Origin of the sequence: Mucilaginibacter corticis (genome assembly GCF_007558865.1) — a bacterium.
GTDB lineage: Bacteria > Bacteroidota > Bacteroidia > Sphingobacteriales > Sphingobacteriaceae > Mucilaginibacter > Mucilaginibacter corticis.
Genome location: NZ_VLPK01000001.1, coordinates 1,970,972 through 1,986,528 on the forward strand (window position 1 = coordinate 1,970,972; position 15,557 = coordinate 1,986,528).

15 protein-coding genes are annotated in these 15,557 nt (G+C 43.1%); 8 read left to right on the top strand and 7 right to left on the bottom strand.

The annotated features are described in order from the left end of the window. Positions 1-11: 11 nt before the first annotated feature. From galE to FO440_RS08635, 3 genes are read right to left on the bottom strand one after another with little or no spacing between them, the layout of a single operon-like run. Positions 12-1,034 carry a UDP-glucose 4-epimerase GalE gene (gene galE, locus FO440_RS08625; RefSeq protein WP_144247785.1) on the bottom strand — a complete coding sequence of 341 codons (1,023 nt, stop codon included), beginning with the start codon at positions 1,032-1,034 and terminating at the stop codon, positions 12-14. Positions 1,035-1,046: 12 nt separating this feature from the next. Then, positions 1,047-2,027, bottom strand: coding sequence for a UDP-glucuronic acid decarboxylase family protein (locus FO440_RS08630; protein WP_144247786.1), 981 nt, complete (start codon positions 2,025-2,027; stop codon positions 1,047-1,049). Next, the gene (locus FO440_RS08635) at positions 2,027-3,337 is read right to left on the bottom strand and encodes a UDP-glucose dehydrogenase family protein (RefSeq protein WP_144247787.1); all 1,311 of its coding nucleotides are present in this window, start codon (positions 3,335-3,337) and stop codon (positions 2,027-2,029) included. The genes FO440_RS08630 and FO440_RS08635 overlap by 1 nt, the downstream gene beginning before the upstream one ends. Positions 3,338-3,517: 180 nt before the next feature. Here FO440_RS08635 and FO440_RS08640 point away from each other — a divergent pair, with 180 nt between their 5' ends. Next, a complete protein-coding gene (locus FO440_RS08640; RefSeq protein WP_317129790.1) occupies positions 3,518-4,606 on the top strand; it encodes a 3-deoxy-D-manno-octulosonic acid transferase in 1,089 nt (362 codons plus the stop codon). Between the two features lie 9 nt (positions 4,607-4,615). Here FO440_RS08640 and FO440_RS08645 read toward each other — a convergent pair whose 3' ends face one another. The 4 genes from FO440_RS08645 to FO440_RS08660 form a co-directional block, all read right to left on the bottom strand. Beyond that, complete coding sequence (locus FO440_RS08645; protein ID WP_144247789.1) at positions 4,616-6,886, bottom strand: Tex family protein; 2,271 nt, start codon at positions 6,884-6,886, stop codon at positions 4,616-4,618. A gap of 75 nt (positions 6,887-6,961) precedes the next feature. After that, positions 6,962-7,999, bottom strand: coding sequence for a DUF5677 domain-containing protein (locus tag FO440_RS08650; RefSeq protein ID WP_144247790.1), 1,038 nt, complete (start codon positions 7,997-7,999; stop codon positions 6,962-6,964). Between the two features lie 79 nt (positions 8,000-8,078). Then, positions 8,079-8,450 carry an iron chaperone gene (locus FO440_RS08655; protein WP_144247791.1) on the bottom strand — a complete coding sequence of 124 codons (372 nt, stop codon included), beginning with the start codon at positions 8,448-8,450 and terminating at the stop codon, positions 8,079-8,081. Positions 8,451-8,601: 151 nt separating this feature from the next. Beyond that, complete coding sequence (locus FO440_RS08660; RefSeq protein WP_144247792.1) at positions 8,602-10,479, bottom strand: M1 family metallopeptidase; 1,878 nt, start codon at positions 10,477-10,479, stop codon at positions 8,602-8,604. 477 nt (positions 10,480-10,956) lie between these two features. Between FO440_RS08660 and FO440_RS08665 the strand changes: the two genes are divergently transcribed. The 7 genes from FO440_RS08665 (at position 10,957) to nagA (ending at position 15,539) form a co-directional block, all read left to right on the top strand. Continuing rightward, on the top strand, positions 10,957-11,199 hold the full coding sequence (locus FO440_RS08665) for a hypothetical protein (protein ID WP_144247793.1): 243 nt from the start codon (positions 10,957-10,959) through the stop codon (positions 11,197-11,199). Between the two features lie 93 nt (positions 11,200-11,292). Further along, the gene (locus FO440_RS25095) at positions 11,293-11,481 is read left to right on the top strand and encodes a type II toxin-antitoxin system RelE/ParE family toxin (protein ID WP_394348364.1); all 189 of its coding nucleotides are present in this window, start codon (positions 11,293-11,295) and stop codon (positions 11,479-11,481) included. A gap of 112 nt (positions 11,482-11,593) precedes the next feature. After that, positions 11,594-12,031, top strand: a complete 438-nt coding sequence (gene rplM / locus FO440_RS08675) for a 50S ribosomal protein L13 (protein WP_144247794.1) — start codon at positions 11,594-11,596, stop codon at positions 12,029-12,031. A gap of 25 nt (positions 12,032-12,056) precedes the next feature. Beyond that, on the top strand, positions 12,057-12,443 hold the full coding sequence (gene rpsI, locus FO440_RS08680; RefSeq protein ID WP_144247795.1) for a 30S ribosomal protein S9: 387 nt from the start codon (positions 12,057-12,059) through the stop codon (positions 12,441-12,443). 21 nt (positions 12,444-12,464) lie between these two features. Next, on the top strand, positions 12,465-13,331 hold the full coding sequence (gene rpsB / locus FO440_RS08685; protein ID WP_144247796.1) for a 30S ribosomal protein S2: 867 nt from the start codon (positions 12,465-12,467) through the stop codon (positions 13,329-13,331). A gap of 88 nt (positions 13,332-13,419) precedes the next feature. Further along, positions 13,420-14,271 carry a translation elongation factor Ts gene (tsf, locus tag FO440_RS08690; protein WP_144247797.1) on the top strand — a complete coding sequence of 284 codons (852 nt, stop codon included), beginning with the start codon at positions 13,420-13,422 and terminating at the stop codon, positions 14,269-14,271. Between the two features lie 149 nt (positions 14,272-14,420). Beyond that, positions 14,421-15,539, top strand: coding sequence for an N-acetylglucosamine-6-phosphate deacetylase (gene nagA / locus FO440_RS08695; protein ID WP_144247798.1), 1,119 nt, complete (start codon positions 14,421-14,423; stop codon positions 15,537-15,539). The last annotated feature ends 18 nt before the right edge of the window (positions 15,540-15,557 follow it).

Sequence of the window (15,557 nt, forward strand, 5' to 3'; positions counted from 1 at the left end):
GTTCAATTTTATTATAAAGGATTTTGAGCAATATATTTCTCCCATTCCCACGCCGATTGCATCATCACATCCAGATCCAGTTCAGTTTGCCATTTTAAAACATTTTTTGATTTGGTAACGTCTCCCCAAACTTGCTCCACATCACCTTCGCGGCGCGGGCCTATCTGGTAGTTCAGTTTTTCGCCGGTTGATTGTTCAAACGCTTTGATAACCTGCAATACAGAGCTGCCGGTACCGGTACCAATGTTAAACATGTCATAACCTTTAAATTCTTCTGTTTCCATCAACTTCAAGGCTGCCACATGTGCTTTTGCCAGATCAACTACGTGGATATAATCACGTATGCAGCTACCGTCGGGTGTATTATAGTCATCGCCAAACACAGTGATTTTTTCTCGCTTGCCAATAGCCGTTTGGGTGATAAATGGCACCAGGTTTTGCGGCACGCCATTGGGCAGCTCGCCAATTAAAGCGGTGCCATGCGCGCCTACCGGGTTAAAATAACGTAATGAAATAACCTTGTAGCTGCTACCTGCCTTTTGCATGTCTATCAGTATTTCCTCGGCAATTTGTTTGGTGTTGCCATAAGGCGATTCGGCAGGTTTTACCGGTGCATCCTCTGTAACCGGCAGCTTGTCAGGCTGGCCGTAAACGGTGCAGCTTGATGAGAATACAAAATTTACAGGCTTACCATTATAACCATTTAACATGTTAATTAGCGAGTAAAAATTATTGCGGTAATATTTTATAGGATGCTGTACAGATTCGCCAACTGCTTTAAAAGCGGCAAAGTGAATGATACCTGCAACATCAGCTTCTTTTTTAGCCAACTCTGCAACGCCTTGCTCGTCGCAAAGGTCAAGTTTGTAAAATGGTGGTTTATAACCTATGATTTTAGCCAGCTGATCTAAAATTTTTGGATCAGAGTTTGAAAGATCATCGACAATGATAGGTTCATAGCCTGAATTTATCAGTTCGACAACAGTGTGCGATCCGATAAAGCCTAATCCTCCGGTTACTAATATTTTAGCCATTTTTTTTGATAGTTATTTGTTGTAGTAAGTAAAGTCTTTGTGTTGTATTTCTTTTTCAGGCAATGATTTAAAGTACTCGTAAGTGATTTTCAGGCCTTCGCTTCTTGACACTTTAGGCTCCCAGCCCAGGATAGCCTTCGCCTTGGTAATATCCGGGCGGCGCTGTTTAGGGTCATCGGTAGGCAATGGCAGGCTGATCAGCTCCTGATCGGTACCGGTTAGCTTGATAATCTCCTCGCCAAACTGGCGGATAGTGATCTCGTCCGGGTTACCGATGTTCACTGGCTGAGCATAATCACTATGTAGCAAACGGTAAATGCCCTCTATCAGGTCATCCACATAACAGAACGAGCGGGTTTGTGAACCATCGCCGAACACTGTCAGTGGTTCACCCCTTAAAGCCTGGCCAATAAAGGCAGGTAATACGCGCCCGTCATTCAGGCGCATTCTTGGCCCATAGGTGTTAAAGATCCGCACAATGCGGGTCTCTACCCCGTGAAAAGTATGGTAAGCCATGGTGATCGCTTCCTGGAAACGTTTAGCTTCGTCATATACGCCACGAGGGCCTACCGGGTTTACATTGCCCCAGTACTCTTCCGGCTGCGGGTTAATATTAGGGTCACCGTAAACTTCTGATGTCGATGCGATCAGCATACGGGCTTGTTTGGCACGGGCCAGCCCCAGCAGGTTATGCGTACCTAATGATCCTACTTTCAAGGTTTGGATCGGGATCTTCAAATAATCTATCGGGCTTGCCGGCGACGCGAAATGCAGAATATAATGCAACTCGCCGGGCACATGCACAAACTTGGAAACATCATGATTATAAAACTCGAAGTTTTCCAGGTTAAACAAATGTTCAATATTACGCAGGTCTCCTGTTATCAGGTTATCCATGCCGATAACATGATAATCTTCTTTAATGAACCTGTCGCATAAGTGCGATCCCAAAAAGCCGGCAGCACCGGTAATTAATATTCTTTTACGTGCCATTAGCCTATTACTTTTCTACCTATGCTGTTATAATAAAATCCACAGTCAATCATTTTCTGAATATCGTACAGGTTACGTCCGTCAAAAACAACCTTTGCTTTTAACAGCGATTCCAGCTTGTCAAAGTCAGGGGTACGGAAGACAGACCACTCTGTCAGCACCAGCAGGGCGTCAGCACCTTCTAATGCTTCGTATTGTTCTTTGGTGTAAGTGATCTTGTCGCCTATAACACCTTTTACGTTCGGCATTGCTTCCGGATCAAAGGCCGCTACGGTAGCACCCTCTTTCAGCAGCTCATCGATGATGTACAAAGCAGGAGCTTCGCGGATATCATCGGTCTCCGGTTTAAAGGCAAGCCCCCAGATGGCAAACTTCTTGCCCTTCAGGTCGCCGCCATAATATTTTCTTACTTTCTGTACCAAGATCTTGCGCTGGATATCGTTCACCTCCATCACCGCGTTCAGCACCTTGAAATCATACTCAGCCTCTGCCGCAGATTTAGCCAGCGCCTGCACATCCTTAGGGAAGCAGCTGCCGCCGTACCCGATACCTGAGAACAGGAAACGCCTGCCTATCCGCTCGTCAGAGCCGATACCCCGTCTTACCATGTCTACATCGGCACCTACCAGTTCGCACAGGTTAGCGATCTCATTCATGAAAGAGATCTTGGTAGCCAGGAACGAGTTGGCCGCGTACTTAGTCAGCTCAGAAGAACGCTGGTCCATATAGATGATTGGGTTACCCTGGCGCACATACGGCGCGTACAGTTCGCCCATCAGCTTGCGGGCACGTTCGTCCAGCGTTCCGATCACGATACGGTCAGGCTTCATGAAGTCTTCTACCGCTACGCCTTCGCGCAGGAATTCTGGGTTAGATACTACCGCATATTCTACCTTGGTATGCTGTTCAAGCACCGCCGTGATCTTATCTGCGGTACCTACCGGTACGGTAGATTTGGTAACAATTACTTTATAGTCTGTGATCAGTCCTGCAATATCTTTGGCTGCACCAAGTACATAACTCAGGTCGGCCGAGCCGTCTCCGCCCGGAGGCGTTGGCAAAGCCAAAAAGATGATCTGGGCTTCGGCTATTGCCTCGGCCAAATTACTGGTAAAATGCAGACGGCCCTGGTTAATGTTCCGGTGGAACAAAAGCTCCAAGCCTGGCTCATATATCGGAAGCTTACCTTCCTGCATCATCTTTACCTTATTCTGGTTGATATCTACGCATATCACCTGGTTGCCCGTCTCGGCTAAACAAGTACCGGTTACTAAACCTACGTACCCTGTTCCTACTACAGCTATTTTCACTTTAGTTTCGTTTAGATTGTTTTATATTTATCCCGACGAATATAATCATTTCACATTAAAATGTTAATGTTATACAATATTGGAATACGAGTTTACTATTTGTTAATATTATTTTTTTCCATTTTTAATAAAAAAGCTGCACTCTGGATAAAAGGGCGACAACAAAACAGGCCGGTTACAATGAATGATAGCATTTGGTTTCACTTTGCATCATTGGGCGAATTTGAGCAGGGCAGGCCTGTTTTAGAACAAATGAGAGTTGCCCGTCCGCAAAGCAAAATAGTGGTTACCTTTTTTTCGCCATCTGGTTATGAGATCAGAAAAAACACCCCTTTAGCCGACGCTGTTTATTATTTGCCGTTAGATACGAAAAAGAACGCCCACCAGTTTCTGTCAATAATAAATCCCACCCTGGCTGTATTTACCAAATACGAATACTGGTATCATTTTTTTAACCAATTGCATAATCGGCAGATACCTTTATATATTATATCAGGCATATTCAGGCCCAACCAGGTTTTTTTTAAATGGTATGGCGGCCTGCACCGTAAAATGCTGGGTTTTGTAACCCATTTTTTTGTCCAGGACGATCAATCAAAACAGTTACTGCAAACACTTAATATTAATAATGTAACCATAAGTGGCGATACGCGCTTTGACCGGGTTTGGGCAAATGCGGAAAATCCTAAGCCCCTGCCTGTAATTGCGGAATTTATAAACAACCAAAAAACTTTTATTGCCGGCAGCACCTGGCCCGCTGATGAACAACTGATAGCAAAACTGGTTACACAATATCCGGACTGGAAATTCATCATCGCCCCGCATGAGATCAGCGAAGAGAAGATCAATAAGCTTATCACCCTATTACCACAAACAGCTGTCACAAGGTTTTCTCAAATCTCAAATCTCAAATCTCAAATCTTAGTTATAGATAACATCGGGATGCTGTCGTTGTTATATCAATATGGTGATATTGCTTTTATAGGTGGTGGGTTTGGCGCGGGGATACATAATACCTTAGAAGCGGCGGCATTTGGCCTGCCGGTTATCTTCGGGCCTAATTATGCTAAATTCAAAGAGGCTAAAGATCTTATCGCTATCGGCGGCGGGTTTAGCATTGATGATGAAACATCACTAAAAAATGTGACTGACAAGCTGGTTAATGACCAGGCTTTTTGCAAGGCTGCGGGCAATAAAAGCAAAGCTTATGTTCAGGATAGCATAGGCGCTACTAACGCCATCATGTCTGAACTAAGCTTTGCCGGGTAATAATTAAAATTATTTGAACATTTTTTTCAAAGCCGCTAACTTAACCGCCATATCGGTTTCAGGTTCGGCTTCTTTTCTTTTAGGCTGATGGTTATAAGCCGGTTTGGCAGGCTGGTTTCCTTTTGGATTTGCCGGGCGATTATCTTTTTTAGGCTCATCCGTCTTCATGGATAATGAGATCCGTTTGCGGGCCGCGTCAACCTCGGTCACAGTTACCTCTACCTGTTGGTGCACTTTTAGTACCTCGTTAGGGTCTTTAATAAAGCGATTGGTTATCTGACTTAAATGTACCAGTCCATCCTGGTGCACTCCGATATCCACAAAAGCGCCAAACGCGGTAATGTTGGTTACAATGCCCGGCAGTTTCATGCCTGCTTTCAAATCGGTAATGCTGTTTATACCTTCGGTAAAGCTAAAGGCCTCAAACTTTTCACGCGGGTCGCGGCCGGGTTTGGCCAGCTCGGCCATGATGTCATTAAGTGTAGGCAAACCCACTGTATCGGTAATATATTTTTGCAGCGGGATGCTTTGGCGCAGTTTATCATCGCGCATCAGGTCATTCACGGTGCAACCTTTGTCTTTTGCTATTTGTGCTACCAACGGATAACGTTCAGGGTGCACAGCACTTGCATCCAATGGGTTCTCTGCATTGTGGATACGTAAAAATCCTGCAGCCTGCTCAAAAGCCTTATCACCCAGGCGGGGTACTTTTTTAAGCTGATCGCGATGTTTAAACGCGCCGTTCTCGTCGCGGTATTCAACTATCTTTTGCGCCAGTTGCGGCCCCAGCCCGGATACATAAGCAAGGATCTGTTTTGACGCAGTATTCAACTCCACACCAACAGCATTTACCGCGCTGATCACCGTATCGTCCAGCGACGCCTGTAATTTATTCTGATCTACATCATGCTGGTACTGCCCAACGCCGATAGATTTCGGATCGATCTTTACCAGTTCGGCCAGCGGGTCCATCAGCCTGCGGCCGATTGACACAGCGCCCCTTACGGTAACGTCCTTGTCCGGAAATTCCTCGCGTGCCACTTCAGATGCCGAATAGATAGAAGCGCCGCTTTCATTTACCATTACCACATCAACGCCCGGTAAATTAAGCTTGCGGATGAACAATTCGGTTTCGCGCCCGGCTGTACCGTTCCCTATCGCTATAGCTTGTATGCTGTATTTCTCAAATAAATGCTGAATAGTTTTTTCGGCTTCCTTTGCCTGCCCCGCGCCGGTGTGCGGGAAAACGGCGGTGTACTCTAACAGCTTACCCTGTTCATCCAGGCAAACCACCTTGCAACCGGTACGGAAACCAGGATCGACAGCCATGGTGCGTTTTTGCCCAAGCGGCGCGGCTAAAAGTAACTGGCGGGCGTTCTCTGCAAATACGCGGATAGCTTCTTCATCGGCTTTCTTTTTGGTGAGCAGGCGCACTTCTGTTTCCATCGACGGGCGCAGCAGGCGTTTGTAGCCATCCGTCAGGGCTTGTTTAACCTGGTCAGCAGCGGCGTTATTGCCGGTGATGAACGCTTTTTCCAATTGATCTATCGCCTCATCTTCGGGCGGTAAAACATCCAGGTAAAGAATTTCTTCTTTCTCGCCCCGGCGCATGGCCAGTATGCGGTGCGATGGCGCTGATTTTACAGGCTCTTCCCACTCAAAATAATCTTTGTACTTAATGCCTTCGGTCTCTTTACCCGGAATTACCCGGCTTTTGTACGAGCCTTTCTCCATAAACAATTCACGGATCTTGGTACGTACGGCGGCATCCTCGCTGATGTGCTCGGCAATGATATCGCGTGCACCGCCCAACGCTTCCTCGATAGTAGCAACACCTTTTTCTTCCGAGATATATTTTTCAGCCTCGGCTTCTATATCAAACTTATTTTGCGCGAAAAGCAGATCGGCTAAAGGTTGTAAACCTTTTTCGCGGGCTATGCTGGCGCGGGTTTTTCTTTTTGGGCGATACGGCAGATAAATATCTTCAAGCAGTACCATTGTTTCGGCGGCTTTGATCTGCGCTTCCAGTTCGGGCGTTAGTTTGCCCATTTCGGTAAGCGAGTTTAATATGGCTTCGCGGCGTTTGTCCAGTTCGCGCAGTTGTTGTATGCGGTCGCGGATGCCGGCTACCTGCACCTCGTCAAGGCTCCCGGTCAATTCTTTACGGTAACGTGATATAAACGGAACGGTGGCGCCCTCGTCTAACAAATTAACGGTGGCAATAACCTGCTTTTCGGCAATTGAAAATTCGGCAGCTAATTTTTTATAATGGGTTGTCATTTTCGGTATCCTTCTATTGGGATAGCGAAAATCGGGTTATGGGTTGGAATGTCAAAGGGGTGTTGGTAAATAAGCTTATACTATTTGCTGACCATATTTTTCGTAATCCAACTTATTTCCTGCTTTTTTAAATTCATTACATGTTTGATGATAAAGATCAATAAGGCTTTGTTTAAGTACTGCAAATTCGTTTTCTTCTCTTAAATCTAAAAGGTCTGATATAACTGTAATTAGTGTCCAACAACAAAAATTTGCAGGCTCACTTATCCCATATGATGTCGGTTTAGACATTTTAAAAAAATCCTTTCTGTTAATATGATTTACGTAAGTTTCAAAACTATCAGCGCCAGCATGAATGGATTGTCCAGCATACATATAAAACGATCTCATGGCTGAAATTCCTGCTATTTCCTCCAAACCTCTTAAGTTTCTCTTATGTACCTCAGGTAAAATTTTTATTGCCCAGCCATAAGGTTTCTCAAAGTCTTTCCCATATTTACTAGTTGATGCATTTTTCCAATTTTCCCAATATTTTACTGCATTTTCATTGAAAGGTCTTAAATTTAACTTAGGACAATTTTCCTGGAAAATCTTTATTTCTCTGCATTTATCAATTGGTAAATAATCATAATACATTTTTACCGTTTTAATTTCACTTTTAATCAAGGTTAACAAAACTGCACTTAATTCATGCATCGTTCGCCAACGTCCTAAAGCATCATCGGAAAAACCATTTTTTAACAATGAAAAAATTGATTCTGCTCTTTTTAGGAGCATAGCAACAAATCTAAAGGCAAACATTACTTTGTATTTTTTGTCGCTATCTTCTTCGAATTCAAAACGCCTTAAAATCAAGTTTCCTGCACTTCTGTTCAAATCAATGAAAACTCTTAATAAATTAAAAGCTTCATGAAACTCAATCTCTAATTCAGTTGTTAGCTCAAATTCTTCATTTAATGCTTTTGCGAATTTTGAATTTTCATATGTTTCCAGTACAATAGCAAGAACGATTGGGCTTATTTCTTTTAAATATATTTCAGGTTCCAATTGAGCAAAACTCCAAAAAGCAGATTCACTACACTCTTTTCTTTCTAGGAGTTCATTGTTCGACATGTTAATAATATCGGCTATCCTAATTTTAAACATACTAATATTTTTTGTAATATTACTAAAAATATTAGTATGTTTAAAATTATTTATTCTTTTCCCCCTTCGCCAAATTCTTTTCTACCCTAAATTTTACGATCTTCCCGATCAAATCTAAAGGCAACGGCTGATCAACCGGGAATTGCAATGTGCCTTTGCCGGCCTCATATTGCGCGGTTTCTTCTTTAAAGGCTTCAATGCCCATAGGTGCCGGGTAAAAGCCGATGTGGTTTTTGTAACCGCCAAAATGCACCAGGTTACCGTTTAGTTTAAACGTAGGGATGCCGTATGCTATGGCTTCTTCTGCGTCAGGCGCTGCGTTATGGATGGTAGTGCGAATGGTTTGCAGCAGTTGCTGCACATCTGTTGGGTAACCGGCTATGTATTCGTCTATGGTTTTGGCTTGCTGGGCTTTCATTATATTGGCAATTGGTGTAATGCAAAACTATAACATGATGGTCAATTATATCAGGGGTGAACAGGACTTGTTTAGGGGTAAATAGTGACAAAAAAAAATAGCGATGGGTTTTAAAGCCATCGCTATCTGGTATGAGCGTTGTATAATTAGCTTACTTAGCAACCCACGTATTATTACTTAAATCAGCATCCATAAAGATCCCGCAATCCAGTTTGATGGACTTTGCGGTTTTATTGGCCTTAACGGTAATGGTGATGAATTTCTCGTTCTTCTCCCAAACGGCAGGTGTGGCATGCGTGCTTGAAGTTGTACCGTCGGCATAAGTAATTATAGCATCAAACGGAACTGCAAACCCGCCTACATTATTAATTGTCACCTTATATCCGCCCGCAACGGGTTTTACATCCTGTAAACCAAGGTCAATGTAGTTATTGGTGAAGAACCAGTTTTTAAAGAACCAGTTCAGGTTTTTGCCTGACCCGGTGTTCATCGAGTTGAAGTAATCCCATGGGATAGGGTGTTTGCCATGCCAGTTATCCATATAGGTATGCAGCGCTTTTTTAAACAAGGCATCGCCCAGCATATCCTTTAAAGCCAGGTAACTTAATGATGGCTTGCCATAAGCGTTATTGCCATATCCCTGGCGCAGCTCGCTGGTAGGGGTGATGATCGGCAGATCTTCCATGGTAGACGGATTGTTAATATAACTCTCTACGCGGAAGCTTTTATACAGGTCATCGGCTTTCTTTTTACCTCTTTCCGCTGTGCCGATCAGTATTTCAAAGGTAGTTGCCCAGCCTTCGTCCATAAAACCGTAGCGGGTTTCATTGATGCCCATATAAAAAGGGAAGTAGGTATGTGCTATCTCATGATCCTGCACAAATTGGGCGAAGTTTACATCTTCCTCATGGCTGTCATTCACCATCATGGGATACTCCATATCGGCAAAACCCTGGAAAACGGTCATCTTTGGGAACGGATAAGGTACGCCTGGCCAGTTGTGCGAGAACCAGCCCAGCGCATTACGGCTAAACTGCACCGAATGGTGAAAGTCCTCTGACTTGTCGGGATAAGCTGCCTGTACACTGGCGATACGGTGCGTGGCATCATCAACCAGAACGCTTGCGCCGTCCCAGTTATAATGATCGCTTACGCCAACGGCCATGTCAGATATATCGGTGGCCGTCCATGTCCAGGTGTTGGTGGCGTTTTGCGCGGTGATGTTCTTAGCGGCTAGGTCGGCAGGTGTGGCAATATGGATGGTGCTGTCGCTGGTCATGGATTGCTGCAGGCGTTTTGCAAACTCGGGTTGTAACACCTGCGCGGCATTTTGCAGTGTGCCGGTACTCCATACGAGGTAGTTTTTAGGTACGGTTACGTTAAGTGTGTAATTGTTAAAGTCGTTGTAAAACTCCTGCGCGTCTAAAAATGGCAAGGTGTCCCAGCCGTTGTAATCATCATACACAGAGACACGCGGGTAGAAGTAAGCTAGGTAAAAGGTGGTGGAGTCTATCACCCCTTCGCGGCCGCTTTCTTTAGACAGGTCGAAGTGCCAGTCGATGTTCAGCTTTACAGAGTCATGCGGCATTAAAGGTTTAGCCAGGCCTATCATTTGGTTAGTGCCTGATATGGCAACGTTGTCCCATTTGTGGGCAGCGCCGTTAACGGTAAAGTTGTCTATCTGCAGACCTGATGTCAGGTAATCATCGCTGGCCCCGCTAAACCGGGCTACACCCGGGCGGTGGATGTTCAAGATCAGCTTCATGTTGAGCCGCTTTAAAGTATCCGGGCTGTTATTAAAATAGGTGATCTGCTCGGTGCCTTTAACCAGCCGGTTAGGCGGTGTCATGCTGATAGCGATGTTATAATTACCAGTGTTTTGCCAATAGTTTTTGCCGGGCTTGCCGCTGATATCGCGGGTGCCTTTATTATAGGCTTTATGGATGTCGCGGGGGGTATACAGGTCCTGCGCGTTTGCCTGGATCAGGACAAGGCAAAACAATGCCGATAGGGAGATCGATTTGAACATAGATTAGCGTAATTGAAATCAGTTTTTAATGGGCTAAATATAGGAAAGAAATGCATAGTTTGTAAGCAGGAATTGCTTTTAACTTGCACTGGTGTGCTGTACCAAATTGAATGTTTTTCAATGATACACTTTGGCACACCTGTTTTTGCAAGTATATATAAATGAGGTAATTGGTCTTATGGATTTGGTTTCATGGAACAATTTGGAACACTTTTACTTGATTTAAGTAGGTTTTGATACAGCGATTTAGTGACGGAATAGTGTCACCATGATGTATGGATATTTGTGTTTGAGGGGGATAAGAGCTTATGGATAACCGCTGTCCGAAGTTTATAACTTCGGACAACTATGCACATAGTCTTTAGACTATTGGCAATGAAGCATATAGTTGGAAACTACATGCATAATCGTCCGAAGTTGCAAACTTCGGACAGCATAAGTGTTATATTTAATCATCCCAATAGTTAAATTTGTAATATGACTATACAGGTTTATACGTTTAACGAAGAGGAAGAAAAAGCGTTGCTGGATTTTCTTAATAACGGGCACTATAAATATAAGTCCGCCGAAGAAGATGCTCTGACTGATGTTGAGTTTATAACCCAATATAATAAAGAGTTAGAAGAAGCTGAAGCGCAAATGGATGCAGGCGATTTTCTGACACATGACCAGACAAAAAAACATTTCGCAGATAGAAGGAAACGCACCAGTGGAAGTTAAATGGTCTAAACCCGCACTTGCTCAATTAGAAAAAGCTTTAGATTTTATAATTGAAAAAGGTTTTTTTAAATATGCTATCGAACTCGAAGATGCATATTTTTAACAGTAGAAAACCTTATCGAAAATTATAATATTTATCCTACAGATAAATACAAAAAAGATAATGATGGTACCTATCATGCTTTTGAGATTGATGAATATCGTATCTCTTATCGTGTTAAAAACAATCAAATAAAAATATTGAGAATAAGGCATACCAGCCGAAAGATCAGCAAGTATTAATATTTCCAATTATTTCCTTAAAAACCACTTGCAATTAAACTAAATAACCGTATCTTTGCAGTCCCGAAAAAGCGGGGTTATATTAACATTTTAATAATTTAATTTAAAGCAAGTGAATACGTTAAGTTACAAAACTGTCTCAGCCAACAAAAAAACCGTTAACAAGCAATGGGTTGTTGTTGACGCACAAGGCGAGATTTTGGGGCGCTTGTCTACTAAGATCGCAATGATCATCCGTGGAAAAAACAAGCCAGATTTTACCCCAAACGTAGACTGTGGTGATAATGTAATAGTTATCAACGCAGACAAGGTAAAGTTGACCGGAAACAAATTCAGCGATAAGCAATATGTTTCTTACACCGGTTATCCGGGTGGTCAGCGTTTCATTTCTCCTAAGGAGTTAATGGCAAAACATCCTACACGCGTAATTGAAAAAGCGGTACGTGGTATGTTACCTAAAAGTCGTTTGGGCAAAGCATTGTTTGGCAATCTGCATGTATATGCAGGCGACAAACACCCGCATGAAGCACAAAACCCAAAAGCCATTTAATTTAAAAAACTAAGGAAAAAGAAAAATGCCAACAACTAACACTTCAGGCAGAAGAAAAACAGCCGTTGCACGGATCTACCTTACAGATGGTAGCGGTGCAATTACCGTTAACGGTAAAGATTACAAAGAATACTTCCCTACATTGCCATTGCAATACGTAGTTACCCAGTCAACAGAAGTTGCCGGTGTTGCCGGACAATATGATGTTAAAGTAAACGTAGCAGGTGGTGGCGTAAAAGGACAGGCAGAAGCCGTTCGTTTAGCTATTGCTAAAGCTATTGTTGAACTTGATGCTGATAAGAAACCTTCATTGCGCGCTAAAGGCTTAATGACCCGCGATAACCGTATGGTTGAGCGTAAAAAACCAGGTCGCAAGAAAGCACGTAAGAGATTCCAATTCAGTAAACGTTAATATTTTAAGGAGGACAACAAAATGGCAAGAACAACATACGACGAGTTACTGGATGCAGGTGTACACTTTGGTCACCTTACCCGTAAATGGGATCCTAAAATGTCTCAATACATTTTCATGGAGCGCAACGGTATTCACATTATCGATTTAAATAAAACCTTATCAAAGGTTGAAGAAGCTGCCGCAGCTATAAAACAAATTGTAAAATCAGGACGTAAAGTATTATTCGTAGCTACAAAGAAACAAGCGAAAGATATCGTTGCTGAATATGCAAAAGGTGTAAACATGCCTTTCATCACCGAGCGTTGGTTGGGTGGTATGTTAACCAACTTTGCTACCGTACGTAAGTCGATCAAAAAGATGTCAAACATCGATAAACTGACCAAAGACGGTACTTACACCAACCTTTCTAAAAAAGAAAGATTGATGATACAGCGTGAGCGTATCAAATTAGAAACTTTATTAGGTGGTATTGCTGACCTTAATCGCTTACCAGCTGCATTGTTTTTAATTGACGTTAAAAAAGAGCACATCGCGGTATCTGAAGCGTTGAAGTTAAATATCCCAACCTTTGCAATGGTTGATACTAACTCTGATCCTTCAAACATCGATTTCCCTATCCCTGCAAATGATGACGCTACCAAATCAATTTCATTGATCACCGGTATCATTATCAAAGCGATAGAAGAAGGTTTGGACGAGCGCAAACGCGAGAAAGACGACGAAGCTGAAAAAGAAGCAGCACAGGCAAAAGCAAAAGCTGATGCTCCTGAAGTTGCAGACAGAGCTGCCGGCGCTGAAGGTAAAAGAGCCCGCAAAACAGCTGTTGAAGCTACTGCCGCAGTAGAAGACGAAACAACTGCAGCTGCTGATACTACAGAAGAGTAATAATATTTAGTCGTAAGTCTTGAGCCTATAGTCCTGTGCGACTTCCAGACTCAAGGCTTGCGACTTTTAACTTATAATCAAAAACAAGATGTCTACAGTACAAATATCTGCATCCGATGTAAACAAACTGCGCCAGCAAACCGGTGCCGGTATGATGGATTGCAAAAAAGCTTTAACTGAAACCAATGGCGATTTTGAAGCAGCTATTGATTTTTTAAGAAAAAAAGGTGCTAAAGTAGCAGCCAGCCGTCAGGACCGTGAGTCAAACGAAGGTGTGGTTATTTCACGCACATCAGCTGATTTTAAACGCGGTGTGATCATCGAGTTAAATTGCGAAACTGATTTCGTAGCTAAAAACGCTGATTTTATTGCTTTTGCTAACGCGATAGCTAACGAAGCTGTTGAGCAAAACCCAAAATCATTAGAAGAGTTAAACAACTTAACTATCGATATTGAAAATTCACGTTTAACTATTGCCGAAGCTTGCATTGACAAGACCGGTAAAATTGGCGAGAAAATTGGTGTATCTAAATTCGAGATCATCGAAGGCGAAAAAGTTGTTGCTTACATACATGGTAACTACCGTTTAGGTGTATTGGTTGGCTTAAGCAAAAATGTTGCAGGTGCTGACGAAGCAGGAAAAGACGTTGCTATGCAAATTGCAGCTATGAACCCTGTTGCTATTGATAAAGACGGTGTTGATGCATCAATTATTGAGCGTGAGCTTGAAATTGCTAAAGACCAGATCCGTGCAGAAGGTAAACCAGAAGAAATGGTTGAAAAAATTGCTGCCGGTAAATTGAACAAATTCTACAAAGACTCAACCCTGTTAAACCAGGAGTTTGTTAAGGACTCGTCAAAAAACGTATCTCAGTTTTTAGATACTGTTGAAAAGGGTCTTACGGTAACAGCCTTTAAGCGGGTTGCTTTAGGAGCTTAAATATTTTAATCCCCCGATAATTATCGGGGGATTTTTTTTGCCAAAAATGTTTCCACGTAGAGACGCAATACTTTGCGTCTTTTGTAATGATTGGCCGGAAACACAAAACGAGAGACACAAAGTATTGTGTCTCTACAGAGTTAATAAAAATGATAACCGCTATATACAATCTTCAGCTGATATCTGATGGTGTTATTACCACGGGCAAAGCTGTTTTGATAAAAGGCGACAAGATCATTGACATTATTGCCGATACTGATATTCCCGCCGGTGCAACGCGCATCGATCTGAATGGTAACTATCTCGCTCCGGGGTTAATAGACCTACAGATTTACGGCGCAGGCTCACCCTTATTTTTTGGCGGCGATCCATCGTCCAATGCTTTGGCACAAATGGAGCAAGTTTTGCTGGCGCAGGGATGCACAGGTTTTTTTGCCACCATTGCCACCAATACCGATGATATTGTTGAGCAAGGCATCGATGCCGCATTGCAATATTGGGATAAACGCATAGGCAACTTTTTAGGTTTGCACCTGGAAGGGCCTTATTTAAACTCTAAACGCTGTGGCGCTCATCCACCTGCGTTAATTAAAAAAGCTACACTCGGGCAGGTAAAAAGTTGGGTTGAAAAAGCCAATGGCTTAATTAAAATGATAACCCTTGCGCCCGAATTACAGGACACCGAAGTTTTAGCATACCTGAACGGGCAAGGCATCGTATTATCATCGGGCCATAGCAATGCTACATATGCTGAGGGAAAATCTTTTTTAAATAAACAAATACAAGCGGTAACGCATTTATACAATGCCATGCCGCCCATGCACCACCGCGATCCGGGTTATATCCCCGCGATATTTGAAGAGAGACCATACACCAGCATAGTCGCAGACGGTATCCATGTTGACTTCGCCATGATCCGTCTGGCTAAGCGCGAACTGGGCGATAAACTATTTTTAATTACCGACGCGGTAACCGAAAGCAGTACCGGGGCGTATAAGCACCAGCTTAAAGGCGACAGGTATGCTATGCCCGACGGAACGTTATCCGGCTCATGCCTTACCATGCTGCAGGCTGTACAAAATTGCGTGGAGCATGTTGGCATCAGCCTGGCAGAAGCTATCAATATGGCTGCCTTATATCCCGCGCAATTGATCGGTGATGCCGGCATCGGGAAAATAGAAAAAGGCCTGGATGCAAACATGGTTATTTTTGATGACAAGTTTGAAGTTACCGGCGTGATCTTTAATGGCATAACAAAAACAACATAAAATTTTAACAATAGCTTT